Origin of the sequence: Natrialba taiwanensis DSM 12281, assembly GCF_000337595.1 — an archaeon.
Classification (GTDB): Archaea; Halobacteriota; Halobacteria; order Halobacteriales; family Natrialbaceae; genus Natrialba; species Natrialba taiwanensis.
The window spans coordinates 1-15,614 of record NZ_AOIL01000049.1 but is presented as its reverse complement, the minus strand read 5'-3'; the positions used below and the strand labels follow the sequence as shown (position 1 = coordinate 15,614).

At 63.7% G+C, this 15,614-nt stretch carries 16 protein-coding genes and 1 pseudogene; 8 read left to right on the top strand and 9 right to left on the bottom strand.

What is annotated here, in order from left to right; translation table 11 throughout:
- The first annotated feature begins 25 nt into the window (after positions 1–25).
- On the top strand, positions 26–1,363 hold the full coding sequence (locus C484_RS13050) for a D-aminoacyl-tRNA deacylase (protein WP_006826390.1): 1,338 nt from the start codon (positions 26–28) through the stop codon (positions 1,361–1,363).
- Between the two features lie 158 nt (positions 1,364–1,521).
- Positions 1,522–2,673: a cell division protein FtsZ gene (ftsZ, locus tag C484_RS13045; protein WP_006826389.1), complete on the top strand. Its 1,152-nt coding sequence runs from the start codon at positions 1,522–1,524 to the stop codon at positions 2,671–2,673.
- A gap of 134 nt (positions 2,674–2,807) precedes the next feature.
- Here the strand turns inward: ftsZ and C484_RS13040 are convergent, their stop codons facing one another.
- Positions 2,808–3,518 carry a hypothetical protein gene (locus tag C484_RS13040; RefSeq protein ID WP_006826388.1) on the bottom strand — a complete coding sequence of 237 codons (711 nt, stop codon included), beginning with the start codon at positions 3,516–3,518 and terminating at the stop codon, positions 2,808–2,810.
- Between the two features lie 132 nt (positions 3,519–3,650).
- Positions 3,651–3,986: a 2Fe-2S iron-sulfur cluster-binding protein gene (locus C484_RS13035; protein WP_006664847.1), complete on the bottom strand. Its 336-nt coding sequence runs from the start codon at positions 3,984–3,986 to the stop codon at positions 3,651–3,653.
- A gap of 220 nt (positions 3,987–4,206) precedes the next feature.
- On the opposite strand from C484_RS13035, the gene C484_RS13030 reads away from it, so the two are divergent.
- Positions 4,207–5,622 carry a geranylgeranyl reductase family protein gene (locus C484_RS13030; RefSeq protein ID WP_006826387.1) on the top strand — a complete coding sequence of 472 codons (1,416 nt, stop codon included), beginning with the start codon at positions 4,207–4,209 and terminating at the stop codon, positions 5,620–5,622.
- A gap of 242 nt (positions 5,623–5,864) precedes the next feature.
- Here C484_RS13030 and C484_RS13025 read toward each other — a convergent pair whose 3' ends face one another.
- The gene (locus C484_RS13025; RefSeq protein WP_006826386.1) at positions 5,865–7,094 is read right to left on the bottom strand and encodes a M48 family metallopeptidase; all 1,230 of its coding nucleotides are present in this window, start codon (positions 7,092–7,094) and stop codon (positions 5,865–5,867) included.
- A 108-nt stretch (positions 7,095–7,202) separates the two neighbouring features.
- Positions 7,203–8,474 carry an amidohydrolase gene (locus C484_RS13020; protein WP_006826385.1) on the bottom strand — a complete coding sequence of 424 codons (1,272 nt, stop codon included), beginning with the start codon at positions 8,472–8,474 and terminating at the stop codon, positions 7,203–7,205.
- A gap of 182 nt (positions 8,475–8,656) precedes the next feature.
- Between C484_RS13020 and C484_RS13015 the strand changes: the two genes are divergently transcribed.
- Positions 8,657–9,379, top strand: coding sequence for a class I SAM-dependent methyltransferase (locus C484_RS13015; protein WP_006826384.1), 723 nt, complete (start codon positions 8,657–8,659; stop codon positions 9,377–9,379).
- Between the two features lie 41 nt (positions 9,380–9,420).
- Here C484_RS13015 and C484_RS13010 read toward each other — a convergent pair whose 3' ends face one another.
- Entirely contained in the window at positions 9,421–9,762 is a 342-nt protein-coding gene (locus tag C484_RS13010; RefSeq protein WP_006664852.1) for an uS10/mL48 family ribosomal protein, read from the bottom strand.
- A gap of 110 nt (positions 9,763–9,872) precedes the next feature.
- Here C484_RS13010 and C484_RS13005 point away from each other — a divergent pair, with 110 nt between their 5' ends.
- Together C484_RS13005 and C484_RS13000 are read left to right on the top strand one after the other, a co-directional pair.
- The gene (locus tag C484_RS13005; protein ID WP_006826383.1) at positions 9,873–10,310 is read left to right on the top strand and encodes a bis(5'-nucleosyl)-tetraphosphatase; all 438 of its coding nucleotides are present in this window, start codon (positions 9,873–9,875) and stop codon (positions 10,308–10,310) included.
- Between the two features lie 208 nt (positions 10,311–10,518).
- Entirely contained in the window at positions 10,519–11,568 is a 1,050-nt protein-coding gene (locus tag C484_RS13000) for a DUF5787 family protein (protein WP_006826382.1), read from the top strand.
- A 189-nt stretch (positions 11,569–11,757) separates the two neighbouring features.
- On the opposite strand, the gene C484_RS12995 is transcribed toward C484_RS13000, so the two are convergent.
- The 3 genes from C484_RS12995 to C484_RS12985 form a co-directional block, all read right to left on the bottom strand.
- Positions 11,758–12,033 (bottom strand): hypothetical protein, encoded by a 276-nt coding sequence (locus C484_RS12995; RefSeq protein WP_006826381.1) that lies wholly within the window; start codon positions 12,031–12,033, stop codon positions 11,758–11,760.
- A 188-nt stretch (positions 12,034–12,221) separates the two neighbouring features.
- A complete protein-coding gene (locus C484_RS12990) occupies positions 12,222–12,725 on the bottom strand; it encodes a DUF5797 family protein (RefSeq protein ID WP_006826380.1) in 504 nt (167 codons plus the stop codon).
- A gap of 149 nt (positions 12,726–12,874) precedes the next feature.
- Positions 12,875–14,167, bottom strand: coding sequence for an MFS transporter (locus tag C484_RS12985; protein WP_006826379.1), 1,293 nt, complete (start codon positions 14,165–14,167; stop codon positions 12,875–12,877).
- Between the two features lie 116 nt (positions 14,168–14,283).
- Between C484_RS12985 and C484_RS12980 the strand changes: the two genes are divergently transcribed.
- Both C484_RS12980 and C484_RS12975 read left to right on the top strand, forming a co-directional pair.
- Positions 14,284–14,541 (top strand): DUF5789 family protein, encoded by a 258-nt coding sequence (locus tag C484_RS12980; RefSeq protein ID WP_006826378.1) that lies wholly within the window; start codon positions 14,284–14,286, stop codon positions 14,539–14,541.
- A gap of 110 nt (positions 14,542–14,651) precedes the next feature.
- On the top strand, positions 14,652–14,960 hold the full coding sequence (locus C484_RS12975) for a transcription factor S (RefSeq protein WP_006826377.1): 309 nt from the start codon (positions 14,652–14,654) through the stop codon (positions 14,958–14,960).
- A 94-nt stretch (positions 14,961–15,054) separates the two neighbouring features.
- Here the strand turns inward: C484_RS12975 and C484_RS12970 are convergent.
- Positions 15,055–15,582: pseudogene (locus C484_RS12970) on the bottom strand (methyltransferase domain-containing protein); the annotation flags it as partial.
- Between the last annotated feature and the right edge of the window lie 32 nt (positions 15,583–15,614).

The window sequence follows — 15,614 nt, the reverse complement described above, 5'->3', positions numbered from 1 at the left end:
ACGACGAGCGCTTCGCAGAACGGATATGAGCGACAGCGACACGACCCTCGCGATCGTCGAAAGTCGCGCCGACCGCGCCTCCGTTCACATCTGCGACCACCTGCGCGAACTCGAAACCTGGGAGACCCGCCAAGACGAACGCCGCCCCGACGATGACGGCGGCGGCACCTACTACACCACCGACGGGGCCGAACTCCGCACCTTCGAGCAGTTACACATCGAACTCGAACGGCCCGCCGCGGCGTTCGACTGCGACCCCGATCTGCTCGTCTTCGCCTCGCGCCACTCGGGCGACACCGACGCGTTGCTGACCGGCCACTTCACGGGTAACTTCGGCCCGGCCGAGTTCGGCGGCGATGAGGACACCGTCGCCGCGGCCTGCCCGAACGCCCTCGCCGAACTGCTCGGGGCCTTCGACGAGTTCGCTCCCGACGCGTACGAAGTCGGCATGGAGTGCACCCACCACGGCCCGACCGACGTCGGCTGTCCGTCCCTGTTCGCCGAACTCGGCAGCGACGACGCGCAGTGGGACGACCCCGCCGGTGCACGGGCCGTCGCCCGCGCGATTCTCTCCCTCCGCGGCGTCGCCCCGCACCGTCGGAAGCAGATCGTCGGCTTCGGCGGCAACCACTACGCGCCCCGGTTCGAACGAATCGTCCGCGAGACGCCCTGGGCGGTGGGCCACATGGCGGCCGACTGGGCGCTCGACGAGCTGGGCCACCCGACGGCCCACCGAGACGTTCTCGACGCGGCGTTCGCAGCCAGCGACGCCGACATCGCGCTCCTCGACGGCGACTGGCCGGTTCTCGAGAAGACCCTGACCGACGCGGGCCACCGCGTCGTCAGCGAAACGTGGCTCCGCGAAGTCGGCGACCGCTCGCTCGAACTCGTCGACGCCGTCGAGTCGAACCTTGGGGCCGTCGACGACGGCGTTCGGTTCGGTGATCAGGACACCGAGTCGTTCACCGTCGTCGACCTGCCGGGCGACCTCGTCGACACCGCGGAAGGGATCGACTCCGACGCCGTCCGCGCCGCCGTCGAGGAGCGAACCGTCGCCTTCACCACCGACAACGGCGGCAGCCGCGTCGGATCGCGGGCCGCCGTTCCCGACCCCGCAGCGCGGACCGCGATCATCGAGGCTCTCGCAGCGCTCCTCGAATCGACCTACGAAACGGTCACGATCGAAGCGGACGCCGTCGTCGCCGAAAAAACCGCTTTCGATCCCGAACTCGCGCGCAAAGCCGGCGTCCCCGAGGGACCGAAGTTCGGTGAACTCGCGAATGGAAATCCCGTCGCGGTCGATGGTGAATCGATCAGCCCGGACCGCGTGTGCAGTCAGCAAACTGATCGGTTTTTAATCTGATTGGTTCGAACAGCGGGAGTAAGAATATCTTACTCGTTTCCGGACCGCAGTCATCACGCAAAAAACACCTGACAGGTAATACAGGAGTAATATGTCAACCAGGTGGCTGACGTGTAGGGGAAAGGTAATTATGCTCCATGGTTTAGAAGGGGTCAAGAATGGACTCACTCATCGACGACGCCATCGACGAGGCCGAGGACGGGGAGTCGGCCGACGCTCCCGTGGACGGTCAGTCGGTCGACGAGTCAGCGAGCAGACAGACGGGGACGATGACGGACGACGAACTGGAAGACGTTCTGCAGGATCTGCAGACGGATATCACCGTCGTCGGCTGCGGCGGTGCCGGTGGCAACACCGTCAACCGCATGCACGAGGAGGGCATCCACGGCGCGAAGCTCGTCGCCGCCAACACGGACGTCCAACACCTCGTCGAAATCGAGGCCGACACCAAGATCCTGATGGGTGAGGAGAAGACCGGCGGCCGCGGTGCCGGTTCGCTCCCGCAGGTCGGCGAGGAGGCCGCCCTCGAGAGCCAACAGGACATCTACGACGCCATCGATGGCTCTGACATGGTCTTCGTCACGGCCGGACTCGGCGGCGGCACCGGAACCGGCTCCGCACCGGTCGTCGCGAAGGCCGCCCGCGAGTCCGGCGCGCTGACTATTTCGATCGTCACGACCCCCTTCACCGCGGAGGGTGAGGTTCGCCGGACGAACGCCGAAGCCGGCCTCGAACGGCTCCGCGATGTCTCAGACACCGTCATCGTCGTCCCGAACGACCGACTGCTCGACTCCGTCGGCAAACTTCCCGTCCGCCAGGCGTTCAAGGTGAGCGACGAAGTGCTGATGCGCTCGGTCAAGGGCATCACCGAACTCATCACGAAACCCGGCCTCGTCAACCTGGACTTCGCCGACGTGCGGACCGTGATGGAACGCGGCGGCGTCGCGATGATCGGCCTCGGCGAGTCTGACTCCGAAGCGAAGGCCGAGGACTCGGTCAAGACCGCCCTGCGATCGCCGCTGCTCGATGTCGACATCTCCGGCGCGAGTTCAGCGCTGGTCAACGTGACGGGCGGCAACGATATGTCGATCGAGGAGGCAGAAGGCGTCGTCGAGGAGATTTACGACCGGATCGATCCCGACGCGCGCATCATCTGGGGGACGTCGATCGACGAGACGCTCGAGGGGAGCATGCGGACGATGATCGTCGTGACAGGCGTCCAGTCGCCCCAGATTTACGGCCGGCCGGACGGTGAAGGCGAACCGGTCCAACCCGAGATGGACGCTGACGATATCGATTTCGTGGACTGATGGCGATGGGTTGATGGCGATGAACCGATCGGCTGGGTGGACGACCGGTCGGTCTGGCGCGGTCGAGAAACCGGACACGTTCGAGACGTCGTCGATACGAGCCTGAAGCTAATTCTGAGCGTCGCCGTGCGGCGCTAGTCTCTCATCGCAGCGCCAAACAACCGGAGGTTTGTCCCGAGGTTTTGCACGAGAGCGCGCAGGAATCGCCTGCGTGCGCCGGCAAGCGCCTCGTCGAGCGCGTCGGTCGCGTCCTCGAAGACGCCCTCGCCGTGGCCGAACAGTATCCGTTCGGGTTCGAGTGCAGCGAACGGCTCTCGCGGTGGGAAGAGTCTAGCCCCCAACATGACGCCGATGCGTTCGTCGCCGATCGGGTAGGCCGACCCGGACGAGAGCAGGTCCGGAACGATGAGCGTTCCGTCGGCGTCGCGGTACGCGATCGCGCCCTGGTAGAGCGAGAGCGGTTCGACACGGCGAGTTTCGAATCCCAGCGTGCCGAGAACGCGCTCCTCGCGCTCTATCGGGGCGTCGACGCGCGCTGCGACGCGACCCATCCACTGCGGGATGTGGACGGCAACGTCGTGGCGCGTCGCGATGGGGCCGGCGTCTCTGGCGTGATGGCTAGAGAGCACGGCGACGCCAGCGACCTCGCCGAACTCCGCGACGAACTCGTCGATCCCGGGTGCATCGACGGGATCGACGAGCCAGACCTCGTCGCCGCCAGTACCTACGAGCGCGTGGCTTGCCCGCTCCCCGTCCTCGTTCGGATGCGCGATCCAGCCGACACCGCCGCGCCATCGATCGATTTCTCGAAATCCCGTTGCAGATGACCGGTCGTAGGCGGGCATACACGCCGCTTCTCTCTTCACCCGTAGTAACGTTTGCCACTCACCTTCGATAAATCAGCGTTCAAATCAGTGCAGACGATCGGACGAGGACGCTCGCAAGGAAGGAATCAGATCTGTTCGCTTCGATGCGTCTCAGTCGTCCGCTGCAGCCGTCTCGCCCGCACCGCCCGCCTCGAGTTCACTTTCGATGCTCGGCGGATACTCCCCGCGGTCGAGTTTGAGATCGGATTGGGGGCGGGCCATACAGGTCAGTGCGTACGACTCAGCCTCCTCTTCGGTGAGCCCGCGAGCCGCCGGCTGGGTGACCTCGCCCTCGACGATTTCGGCCGAACAGGCCAGACACATGCCGACGCGACAGGAGTACTCCTGGGCGATTCCCTCCTCGAGACACCGGCTGAGAATGGTTTCCTTGTCCGAACAGGTGATCGTCTCACCCGTGCCGACGAACTCGATCGTGTAGTCAGTCATACGAGTAGCTACGAAGAACGGCACTAAAACTCTTTATTACGCTTCTGTCCTCGTTGATGGGACGAAACTCGCGGGATCGAACCTGTCGTCGAGCGAATGCCGGTCGGTTCGGACGCGAAACAGGGAACGTGGAGATCCGTCGCTGGGACGTATTTTGACCCCGAGCAGGGGACGGAGAGACCATAAAACGTTTTCTTACCACGGTGTCCACAGTGTTGGTATGAGCACACAGGAACAGTCGGCTGCCGCGTCGACCCTCGAGGGCACGACCCACTCGCCGGATGTCGTCGTCGTCGGGGCCGGAACCGCGGGCTGCTATGCGGCGGCGACAATCGCACGCGACGGCTACGACGTCGTCGTCCTCGAACGCAAGACCGAGGACGAAGCAGGCCACATCGCCTGCGGCGACGCGCTCAAGGGAGCCGACGCGTTCCCCGAGTCGATCCCGAAGTCCCACCTCGAACCCGCGTTCACGAACACCGGCGTCGATCACGGCCGCTTCGAGATTCCACAGGAGGATACCGTCCTCGAAATACCGATTCCCGGCGAACTTGCCGTTATCGACCGCTGGGAGTACGGCCGTCGGATCATCGATGGGGCCGAAAATGCGGGTGCCGACTTCCACTACGATACCGTCGTCCAGAACGTCACCCAGGAATCTGACGGCGGCCCCGTCACCGGCGTCGAAGCCGTCCACAAGGGCGATCCGCGCACCTACGAGGCCGACGTCGTCATCGACGCCGCGGGATCGCTCTCCGTGCTCCAGGACTACGTCGACTTCTCGAACTCGACGTTCGACACCAACGTCGACTACTCGCACTTCTGCTCGGCCTACCGCGAGATCGTTCACGTCGAAGAGCCGGTCGAGTGGTCGGATGCGCTCGTCTTCAAGCCGACTGAACGAGCCGCAGGCTACCTCTGGTACTTCCCGCGAACGGAAACCGAGATCAACGCCGGCCTGGGCTTTCAGATGAGCGAAGAGCCGATGAAACTCGTCGACGACCTCAAATACGACCTCGAGAACCGCGCCGAGTTCGACGGCGCGACGGTCGACGACAAACTCGGTGCCGCACTGCCCACTCGCCGGCCGTACGACTCCGCCGTCCATCCGGGCTACGTCGCCATCGGCGACGCCGCCGGCCACGTCAACCCCACGACGGGCGGGGGTATCGCCGGGGCCGCCTACGCCGGCAAGTACGCCGCCGAAGCGATCATCGCTGGCCTCGAGGACGGCGACCTCGGCGAGAAGGCCCTCTGGGAGTACAACGAGCGCGTGATGGACCACTTCGGGGCGCGCTACGCTGCACTCGACGTATACAACATCCTCTCGACGGCCGTCGACGTTGACGAGTTGATGGGGCTGCTCGCGGCCATGCCCGGTGAGAAACTCGCCGAAGCGCTGTACTCCGGGAGTACCAGCATCGGCCCGAAACTCGCGCTCGAGAGCCTGCTCAACAGCCGCGGTCACTGGGGCACTATCTGGAACCTCTTCCAGACCAAACGCCGCGCCGACGAGCTCCTTGAACTCTACGAGCACTATCCCGACCACCCCGCCGCGCTCGAACACTGGCAACAGCGCCGCGACGAGCTGATGGAAGCGGTGTACGAGACGACCGGCGCGGACCCCAAGTACTAGCAACGAAATCTCACGCTGGATCCGGCGAACTGGTGGCTTCGCCACACGGCGCAATGTCTCGGTAACAGCCAATACAAAGCACTCCCCCTCTCGTTTCGGGTGAACAGAGCGTATTCCACGTCAGTCGTCGGTCCGCCTCACGGCGTCGCCGTTCGCGGTCGAGAACGTACAGATAGTCTTCTCTTCCCGGAGTGTGAGCTTCTCACGGTGTTCGATGCTCTCCCGGCCTGCGACAACGGATTTCACACGTGAGTACGGAGTCGTTCGATTCGGTTTTCGGTCGGCGGGTGTGTTCCCAACAGTTTCCGGTCGATGAACTTCCGCGTCCGATCGAAAAACCGGTGTTCCTTCCACGGAGGCGGCACGATCGAGAACGCCGCACCCGAGTCGTGGTGTCGGAGATCTGCTGCGGGACGGTGCTCGAGTTCGGTATCAAGTGTCTCGAGAGCGCTCACCAACGAGGCAGGATCGCCGGTGATCGCGACGCACCCCTCGTCCGCGCAGTATTCGCGGTATCTGCTGACGATGGCGACGGACCAGCGGACCGCAGCGAGGACTGCCCCGGCCAAGATCATGATGGCGCCGTGCTCGTACCGTTCAACCATTTCCCACGCATACGCCGCCGGCACCGAGAGGATCGTCACCACTGCGGCATCTCGATTCTGGACGTGCGCGAGTTCGTGTGCGAGGACGGCGTCGAGTTCGTCGGCCTCGAGTACGTCGACAAGTCCGCGCGAAATGACGACGGTCGAACTCGTGGGGCGGTAGCCGGCGGTTGCGGCGATCGGAGTCGACGACGTTCCGAGTACGACCGTCGGCGACGGCACGTCGACTTGCCTGGCAAGGCGGTCGACGCGAGCCTGGACCGCTGCCCGTTGGGCCGCAAGTTCGACCGCTGGGTCCTCGGGCACGCGGGCAGAGTCCTCGAGTTCACGGAGCGCGGCCGCGTCGTCGGTCCATTCGCCGTAGACGACCCGCGCGAGGAGGGCTAGCACTGCGAGAACGCCGACCACGACTGCTGTCTGCTGGAGGTTGATCGCCGCACGCCAATTGGTGGACTCCGCGACGGCGAAGCCGACAAAGAGTCCCACAACCAGTGTGAGGAGTGTCGCGAGGGACTTTTGCCACTTCATGAGTACTTGTGAGGACAGCAGCCACTCACCGACGGATTCGACAGCGTCGGCGACGCCGTCATGAGCGATCCGATCGGAAAGCGTCCGATCCGGATAGAGCCACCGTATCGGTTTCGTAACGGCGACCCAGCCGGCGTACACGCACGTGAAGACCAGTCCGAAGACGAAAAAGATCGCCAGCAGCGTCTCGAGTTCGAGGTACAGATATACGACACAGATCGCAACGATGACGAACTCAAAGGCAAGGATGGTGAGTTGGCCGAGTGTGACTAAGATAAGTGCGACAGTCATTCGAAGCCAGAGTCCGAGCCGGAATCGCGTCAGCTGGATCACCGACACGTCACCTCGGCCGGGTCGGGCCAAGCAGTGACTGTAGTGAAACGCACTGTCAGATACCTATACTGGTTGGGTTATAATAACATTCTGGAATAACAGGACCGGAAACGACTACCGCTCGCTGTCGAGCCGTTCGATCGCACCGGCGAGCACAGCCACGCCGTGCTCAAGGCTCTCCTCGTCCACGTCGAACGTCGCGGTGTGGTGGCCGCCGGGGTGGTCGGTCCCGATACCGACGTAGCAGGCGCTGCCGCCGTTGTCCTGGACGGCCTGCATCAAGAACGTCGCGTCCTCGCTGCCGCCGAGTTCATCTCGTTCCAGGACGGTTTCGACGCCCGTCGTTTCGCTGGCGACATCGCTGACGACGGAGACCAGATCGGCGTCGCTGGTCGCGCTGGGAGCCTCGGCACCGAGTTCGATCTCGACCTCGCAGTCGTGCATGTCGGCGGCGCTGTTGAGCACCTGGCGGGCGTTCGAACGCATGTACTCCATGAGATCGGTCGTCTTGCCCCGGACTTCGGCGACGATGCGGGCTTCTTCGGGGATGACGTTCGCGGCGCTGCCGCCCTCGACGACGCCGGCGTTGATCCGCGTTGGCCCGTCGCTGTGTCGGGGGATGCTGTAGAGGTTCTGGACGGCCGTCGCCATCGCCTGAACGGCGTTTCGCCCCTGCTCGGGGTGGCCGCCGGCGTGGGCCGGTTCACCGGTGAACGTGGCTTCGAGGTGCGAGACGGCGAGGAAGCCGTCGATGCCGGCGACGATCTCGCCGGTCGGGTGATCGAGGCCGACGTGGGCGGCGAGCAGGGCGTCGACGTCCTGAAGGTGCTCGCTCTTGGCCATCGACTTGCCGCCGCCGATGACCTCCTCGGCGGGCTGGAAGAACACTTTGAGCGTGCCCGAGAAGTCGCTCTCCGAGATGGCCTCGAGCACCCCGACGCCGATGGTCGCGTGGGCGTCGTGCCCGCAAGCGTGCATCGCGCCGTCGTGTTCCGAGCGGAATCCCTCAGCGGCGGGGACGTGGTCGGCGTCGTCGGACTCGGGTCGCGGGAGACCGTCGATGTCGACCCGCAGGCCGACCGTCGGTCCCTCGCCGCGTTCGAGGACCGCGACGGCTCCCGTGTAACCGCCCTCGAGTTCATCGAGAACCGATCGGTCGATGTCGTACTCGCGGGCCTGCTCGTACCAGTCGGCCAGTTCGGCGTCGTCGGGGACGGCCAGCCGATGCTCGCCGGCGAGCGCGTCCGGGCCGACGTGGAGTTCGTCGAGTTCGAATCGAGACTCGAGTTCGGAGACGATGCGAGCGGTCGTGTAGAACTCGCGCCAGGCTGGTTCGGGTTTGCGGTGCAGGTCTCGCCGGAGTGTGACGAGGTCGCTATCGACCATAGCGGACTATTGTCGAGCGGTGTGAAAGGCGTGCCGACCGGTCGTAGTCGCGTCTCGTGGTGTCGGTCGGTCACCGAGTCGTCTCACTGCAGACGGCGTCATCGATTGCAGTCACAGACAGTGTGTCTCGGTACCAATGCATACCTAGCGTTAGTACCGATGGCGAGTGAACTCGAGGTGCGATGTCACCAGATCCGTACGGCCGCGCTATCCGGGATCGCGTTCAGGGAAACCAAACCGAGCCGCTCATCCATCGAGACGGGCCGGAATCCGGCGAGCATCCAATCGGCGAGTTCTACCTCACGCCGTTCACCGGCGAGAGTGCAGACGGCGAGTGGCTCGAATCGCGGCTGGAGGGGCCGCTCCTGGATATCGGTGCGGGGGCGGGACGGCACGCGCGATACTTTCAAGAGCGGTTCGAGACGGTCGCCATCGAGGTGAGCGAGCACCTCGTCGAGACGATGCGCGAGCGCGGCGTTCGCGACGCGCGGCGTGCCGACATGTTCGAACTCCGGGAGTCGTTCGACCGAAACCAATTCCGGTCGGCGCTCGCTCACGGGACGCAACTCGGCCTTGCGGGGTCGATGCAGGGATTACGGCGCTTTCTCGGAGACTTGGCAGTTGTGACCGCGCCCGAGGCGACGGCCGTTCTGGACTGTTACGATCCGACGGTCGACGGCGCCGAGACACTGTGTGGGTACCGGTCGGATCCGACGCCCGGCCTGGCGTACCGATTGCTGCACTTTGAGTACGAAGGAGAGGTCGGCGAAACGTTGCTCTTTCGGCTGTTCAGTCCTTCACGAGTGCGCGAGGCCGCCGTCGGGACCGGGTGGCACGTCGCCGAGGTACGGCACGAATCCGGCGAAAATCAGGCCCATTACTGGGTGACATTGGAGAAGCCGTAGACAGGATCGAACGCACGCACCCGTGGATCGACCGGGTGGGACTAGTTTCGGTTTCCGCGGCCTGCACCGTGAATCTGTTCGACTTCGGCCTCGATATGGACCGAATCCGGAAAGTTCTGCGAGGCGATGTTGCGGGCGAGGTTATCGTGCCCGTGAATCTCGAGTTCGCGGGTGAACACCGTGTAGTCCCACGAGTCGAAGCGGCGGTCGTCGTCTGCGTGCAGCCGACAGGGCTGGGGCACCGATAGTTTCTTCGGCGGATGGGAGTGGGGACCCTTCAGGGCGGCACCCTTCCGCTCGGCGGTGGTTTTGATGTCGTCGACGATACCGTCGAGGGCGGCGCGATCGCCGCTCTGGAGCGTAAGGCGGGTGACGAAGGTCATGGCTGTGTTGTCCAATCGTCCACGGTCGGCGCGTAAAAACCTGCTGAGATACGTCTACGCGCGACGAACAGTCCGATATTCTCTTAACGTCGCATCTATTAGCACTGATAATGGCAGTCGAAGCTACGAGCGCAGGCGCGATCCTCTTCCGCGACACGCGGGGCCGGCGCGAGTATCTTCTACTCAAGAGCCGCCCGGGCGACTGGGAGTTTCCGAAGGGCGGTGTCGAAGGAGCTGAAGAGCTACAACAGACGGCGATCCGCGAAGTAAAGGAAGAGGCAGGTATCGATCAGTTTCGCCTTCTCGACGGGTTTCGCAAGGACTACGATTACGTCTTCGAGGCGAACGGCAAGACGATTCACAAAACCGTTCACCTCTTTATTGCGAAGTCGTTCGAGGCGAGCGCTGAACTCTCGAACGAACACCGCGACCTGCAATGGCGCGACTACGAGCAGGCAGTCAACACCGTCACACAGGACGGCCCACGAGAAATCTTGGAGGACGCCCACGAGTACTTAGACGAAATCTTAGACGAGGACAACGCGTAAGCGGTCCCCGCCCGCCACTTGTGCGGGGCCGCTACTTATGCGGCCGAGAGCGATTGGACGGTCAGCGTGGGTCGGTAAGCGCGCCGCTCGGCGGTGACTACCGCTGCTTGACGACGACCGTTGCTGCGACGAGACTGACGATGCGTTGAGAACCGTCCTCACGAATCGGTCGAGCAGCGTTTTTCTTCCCACGCATCCAACGGCGTCCGTGAGCACGGACACTGCCGAGTTCAGCTTCGAGCTACGGACCTGCCGATGGGCCGAACGCGAGTGGCCACTGGACGAACGCGAGACCGACACATATGCGCTCGTCGCCCGACAGCTCGGAACGAAACGCCGCCGCTGGGACACGATCGTCCTCGAGTGCGATCCAAGCGCCCTTCGCGAGCGCGCGAAGTTCGGGCCGAAGCGACTCGACAGTGACCTGTTGCACGTCGTTCGAAACGCACCCCGAGAGTGGACCTATTATCGCGATGCGCTTCCCGAGCCGGGGTATCCGTGGCGGTACGTCCGCGAATCGATTCACCGCGCCGCTGACCGCGACGTTCTGGACACGCGCAAGCAGGGCAATCGGATTCAGATTCGCCGCAAGTGGCCCTATCCGGCGTGGGTCAAGCGTATCGTCGCCATCGAGAACAAACCCGATCTGGATGCGAGCGCCGCCCGCGCTCTCGCCTCCCAACTCGAGTTCGACGTCGGCATGGCGCTCGCGGACGAGGTCTGGGTCGCCACACGGAAAACCGACGGCCGCGTCGAACCCGTGCTCTTCGAGGACCTTCCGGTCGAAGCGGGCATCCTCGTCCTGAACTCGGCGACGCTCGATGCCGAAATCGCGTGGCACCCCCGCCAGCTTGCAGTCGAGGAGCCGGGAACGCGGATCATAGAGCGCTCGAGCGGCGGCGATCGTGACGGTTCGGCGGCTCGCTTCGAGTTCGCTGATCCGGACGCGAAAGCTGAGACGCGACTCGCGATCGCCGAGCGGGCCTACGAGCGCGGCTGGCGGTCGTTCGTCGAGACGATGCGGCCGGACTGTCGACGGTTTACGCTGCGCGAGGATGGAACGCAGCTCGTGCCCTACTGTACGGCGAAGGACTGCCAGCCGACGGGGGCAGAGTGTTGCGGGTCGTGTCCCGCGTTCGAACCGGAGCCGCCGGTCTGGCGGACGCGCGGCTGGCCGATCGAAGGCGGTCCCGGAAAACGGTGCCAGCAACTGCTGGCAGCACGACGGCGGCGGCGACGGCCAGGACAGAACCACTAACGGCCGGTATCGACCCAGGGACCCACGATCAAAATCAGCCGTAGACTGTCGAACTCAGATCCAGATCCCGATCCAAATTCAGACTCACACTCACACTCAGACTGTCGAATAGCAGTCGATGAAAAATCGATCACGAGGGCACACCCGCCTCTGCCGGCGGCCGCAGTACACGACCGAGAGTCAACTGTCCTATCGGGAGTGCTGGAAATCCGCATCCTGTAACACCTTGTAAAGTGCAGTCATGGTCGCTGCGAACGCCAGAACTGCGCCGATCAGAAACACGGCAAGGTACAGGAGTGTATTAGGGAGGCCCGGAGAGAGATTTGAGACCGTTGGACGTGTGGCCGAGTACGCGACTTGCCAGTACGTCACCGCTGAATACCCCATCAGTAGCAGTCCGATAGCGAACGTAAACGCGAATCTGTCGAGGGAAAGGGCGTAATCGATGCTGCTGGTGTCGTCCATGTCGAACAGTACGCAGATACTGTCAATAATCCCTTCTATTCGTTCGGGAGATACGTTGCGAGTAGATTCGTCTGGACGGTATCGAATGTGGCGCACAGACGCGATCGCACGGACCCACTCCAGGCGAATACTCCCGACCCCCGATCAACAGCGGCCCGTGCTACAGAGTCAGTGACCGAACGCAGCTCTCAGTCGGCAACCTCGACATCGATCTCGTCGCGCGAAACGGCCAGCCGAAACGTCGGCACCGTCCGGTACTCGACCTCGACGACACCCTTCCGGCGCAGACTCTGTAACCCAGACCGAACGTCCTCGGCGTCGGGATCGACGCTGAACTCGTCCCGGAGCGCGTGAAGCACCGAGACGACGCTCTCGGACTCCTCGTCGGGACCGGCCAGTACGTCGACGATCTGGACCTGAAGTTCGGGAACGCGAACGCGGGAGGGAACGCCCTCGTTCTCGGGGTCGCTCTCGATACCGGGTTCGACGTCGACCAGTTCGGCTGCCTCGGCGGTCGCGCGGATCAGACTGTTGTCGTCGCGAAAGTAGTAGTCGCCGAGTTCGTTCTCCAGATACTGGTGGACCTCGCTGCCGCTCTCTAACCCCCACCGATCTTGCAACTCGGCGTTTTTCGTCGGCTGTAACTCCACTACGTCGGCCAGCCGTTCACTGGCCTCCTCCGAGAGCGTCATCGTCGAAGCGTACGGGGATGTGGTACTTTTGCGTTGCGTCCCGATTCCAGCGTTGCAGCGTGGGTCGTAGTGGCGCTGACAGCCGGTTTTGTGCCGGTTTCGTGGTGGTCGTGTGTCGGTCCCGCGGCGTCAAATCGGATTGGTCTCGATCAGTCGTCGCCGACGACCGGAACCGGCTGGGTGTGTTCGAGGGTTTCCTCGATCTGCGTGTAGACCAAGATTGCGCCGAGCGTGGCGAGTACCGCGCCGAAGATGAACGGCACTTTGAAACCGAATCCGACCAGTGCGCCCGAGGAAAGCGGACCGATAGCGATGCCGAAGCCGAAAGCCATCGTCAGCACCGAGAGTTTCGAGCCCGATTCGCCTTCGCCGGCGAGGTCTCCCGCAAGTGCGAGCGACGGTGCGAAGACCATTGCACCGGCGACACCCTGCAGAAGGCGGGCGAGAAACATCGTCTCCGAGGTCGGGACGTACCCCTGTGAGAGCGTCGTCGGAATCAAGAGCAGCATGCCGACGACGATGAACGGACGGCGACCGTAGCGGTCACAGGCGCGGCCGATCGGCGTCTGGAGCAGGACCTGGGCGATGATAAACGCCGCAAACTGGAACCCGAACCAGACCTCTCCCTGTTGTAGATGTTCGTTGACCTGAATCTGGATGGTCGCAAAGAGCGCGATCGATGTCGCCATAAACAGCGAGGCGACGCCGAGCGTGAAGATCGGATCGAGCAGGTGCCGGCCGGACTGATCCCGGATCGGAATCGAGAGGTCCGCACCGGCGTTCGCTCGCGTCGTCTGCGGGTCGGTGATCAACACGGTTACCAGCAGGAAGCTGATGACGGCCGTGATCGTCGCGATGTAGAACGCGGCATCGAAACCCGACACCGTCAGCCCTCCGATCGGAAGGCCGTACGGACCCGCGTTGACGACTGCGGCCGCGACGACTGGTCCGGAGCCAAAGCCGACCAGCCTGAAAGTGTTGTAGACGCCCATGTTTCCGCCGCGGTCCTGCGTCGTCGCGAGTTCGTTGACGAGCGCGACGGACGCCGGAATGATGAACGCGACGCTGACGCCTTGCAGTGCGCGGATGACGACGAGCGAGACGTACGTTTCGGCGAACAGATAGACCGCGTTAGTCGTTGCGAGGCCGGCGAGACCGATCAGCACGAACCGTTTTCGGGCACCGGTTTGATCCGAGAGACGGCCGGTGAGCGGCTGAAAACTGCTGTTGAAGAAACCGAACAACGAGAGAATAACGCCGATGATCATCGACTCCGACAGTCCGAACGTCGTTCCACCGACGATGTCGCTTCCGATGTAGAGGGGAATAACGATGACCAGAAACGAGTTCCCGATTCCGTCCGCCATGCGGGCGAACGCGAGCGCGAGCACTCGCCGATCGACGGCAAACTGCGCAGCGACCAGTCGAACGAGACTTCGCATTGGTAGTGACGTGTGCCCCCTCGACCGATTAGCGTTTCGAACCGAAATGTCCCCGCGAGTGAGCGTCATCGCCACGGATGGGGAGGTACAAGCCGGTAGACGGCGTTTCGTCCCCTATGGTATCGACACTCAAACTGAACGAGATCGACACTGCGTTCGAGACGCTCACGTACCCGGTGACGAGTGACGATGCGGCAGACGAGTTCAGCGACACGACGCTGGTGCTCGCCGACGGCGAACGGAACCTCGGGTCGCTGCTTCGGCAGCTGCAGGCCGACCGCTTCGAGACGGCCGATGAACTCGAGGCGGAGTTGCACAACGTGTTGCCACGGGAGGCGGTGGGCGAGCCGTTTCAGTCGGAAGGAGAGGGCTGAGGGGGTTCGGATCTGCAAGGACCTGCAAGACGCACGGGGAGACGGGCCGGTAGCCGTCCCGTATCCAAACGGGTGGCTTAAGTCGCTCGACCGCCGTAAGCCGGACAACAATGGAGTTCTGTGACGAATGCGGTTCGATGATGAAAGCCGAAGACGGCGTCTGGGAGTGCGGTAATTGCGGGTTTACGAAACCGAAGGGCGACGCGGATCAGTACACCGTCACCGAAGATCAGGAGGCGAGTGAGGTCATCGAGTCCTCGGAGGAGACGTCGCTTCCCGAGACGGATGCGAAGTGTCCGGAGTGTGGCAACGACCGCGCGTACTGGTACATGCAACAGATTCGCTCGGCCGACGAATCCGAGACGAGATTCTTCATCTGTACCGAGTGCGAGCACAAGTGGCGCGAGGACGACAACTAACGGAATTTTACGCTGCGGTCTGTCGCGTCTTGCGGGAGCATAGCTGCCGCTTCGGATGTGTCGCCGGTTCCGGCCGTGACGGTGTAAAAAGACGCTATTCGTTCCGCGCGATCGTCAGATAACCCGTGTGACCCACAGGAGCCGTCGAGGGTCGGGAACCGCGGTCGTCGAACTGCATCTCGCGTTGGATCGTCTCCCGCGTGCGGATGTTCGCGAGTTCAGCCGCGCGGGCCGCGTCGACGACCTCGCGGGTCGACTCGATAAACGGGCTGTAGACGGCGACGAAGCCGCCCTCGACCAGCAGGTCCGGGGCGTGCGGAACCACGTCCGCCGCATCGCCCGTGTCGAGTGTGAGCACGTCGAACGACGAGCGGTCGAGGGTCTCGAGTTCAGCGGTCAGGTCACCGGTTCGGACGTCGACGGCGTCCTCGACGCCACCCAGTTCCATGTTCTCGCGGGCGACGTCGGCGAACTCGGCGTCGCGCTCGTAGGTGACGACCGACGCGCCGGCCCGGGCCATCGAGGCTGCGAGCACGCCCGTTCCGGTGCCGGCGTCGAGGACGCGGTCGCCGCGAGCGATCCCCGTCTCGCCGATCACCAGCCCGATGTCGCGGGGGACCATTGCTCAGATCGGAAGAGCGGGTCAGCAGGAAT

Bases quoted from the DNA above. Each gene is read 5' to 3' on its own strand.
- C484_RS13050 (WP_006826390.1), top strand. From the start codon at position 26: ATGAGCGACAGCGACACGACCCTCGCGATCGTCGAAAGTCGCGCCGAC.
- ftsZ (WP_006826389.1), top strand. From the start codon at position 1,522: ATGGACTCACTCATCGACGACGCCATCGACGAGGCCGAGGACGGGGAG.
- C484_RS13040 (WP_006826388.1), bottom strand. From the start codon at position 3,518: ATGCCCGCCTACGACCGGTCATCTGCAACGGGATTTCGAGAAATCGAT.
- C484_RS13035 (WP_006664847.1), bottom strand. From the start codon at position 3,986: ATGACTGACTACACGATCGAGTTCGTCGGCACGGGTGAGACGATCACC.
- C484_RS13030 (WP_006826387.1), top strand. From the start codon at position 4,207: ATGAGCACACAGGAACAGTCGGCTGCCGCGTCGACCCTCGAGGGCACG.
- C484_RS13020 (WP_006826385.1), bottom strand. From the start codon at position 8,474: ATGGTCGATAGCGACCTCGTCACACTCCGGCGAGACCTGCACCGCAAA.
- C484_RS13015 (WP_006826384.1), top strand. From the start codon at position 8,657: ATGTCACCAGATCCGTACGGCCGCGCTATCCGGGATCGCGTTCAGGGA.
- C484_RS13010 (WP_006664852.1), bottom strand. From the start codon at position 9,762: ATGACCTTCGTCACCCGCCTTACGCTCCAGAGCGGCGATCGCGCCGCC.
- C484_RS13005 (WP_006826383.1), top strand. From the start codon at position 9,873: ATGGCAGTCGAAGCTACGAGCGCAGGCGCGATCCTCTTCCGCGACACG.
- C484_RS12995 (WP_006826381.1), bottom strand. From the start codon at position 12,033: ATGGACGACACCAGCAGCATCGATTACGCCCTTTCCCTCGACAGATTC.
- C484_RS12990 (WP_006826380.1), bottom strand. From the start codon at position 12,725: ATGACGCTCTCGGAGGAGGCCAGTGAACGGCTGGCCGACGTAGTGGAG.
- C484_RS12985 (WP_006826379.1), bottom strand. From the start codon at position 14,167: ATGCGAAGTCTCGTTCGACTGGTCGCTGCGCAGTTTGCCGTCGATCGG.
- C484_RS12980 (WP_006826378.1), top strand. From the start codon at position 14,284: ATGGTATCGACACTCAAACTGAACGAGATCGACACTGCGTTCGAGACG.
- C484_RS12975 (WP_006826377.1), top strand. From the start codon at position 14,652: ATGGAGTTCTGTGACGAATGCGGTTCGATGATGAAAGCCGAAGACGGC.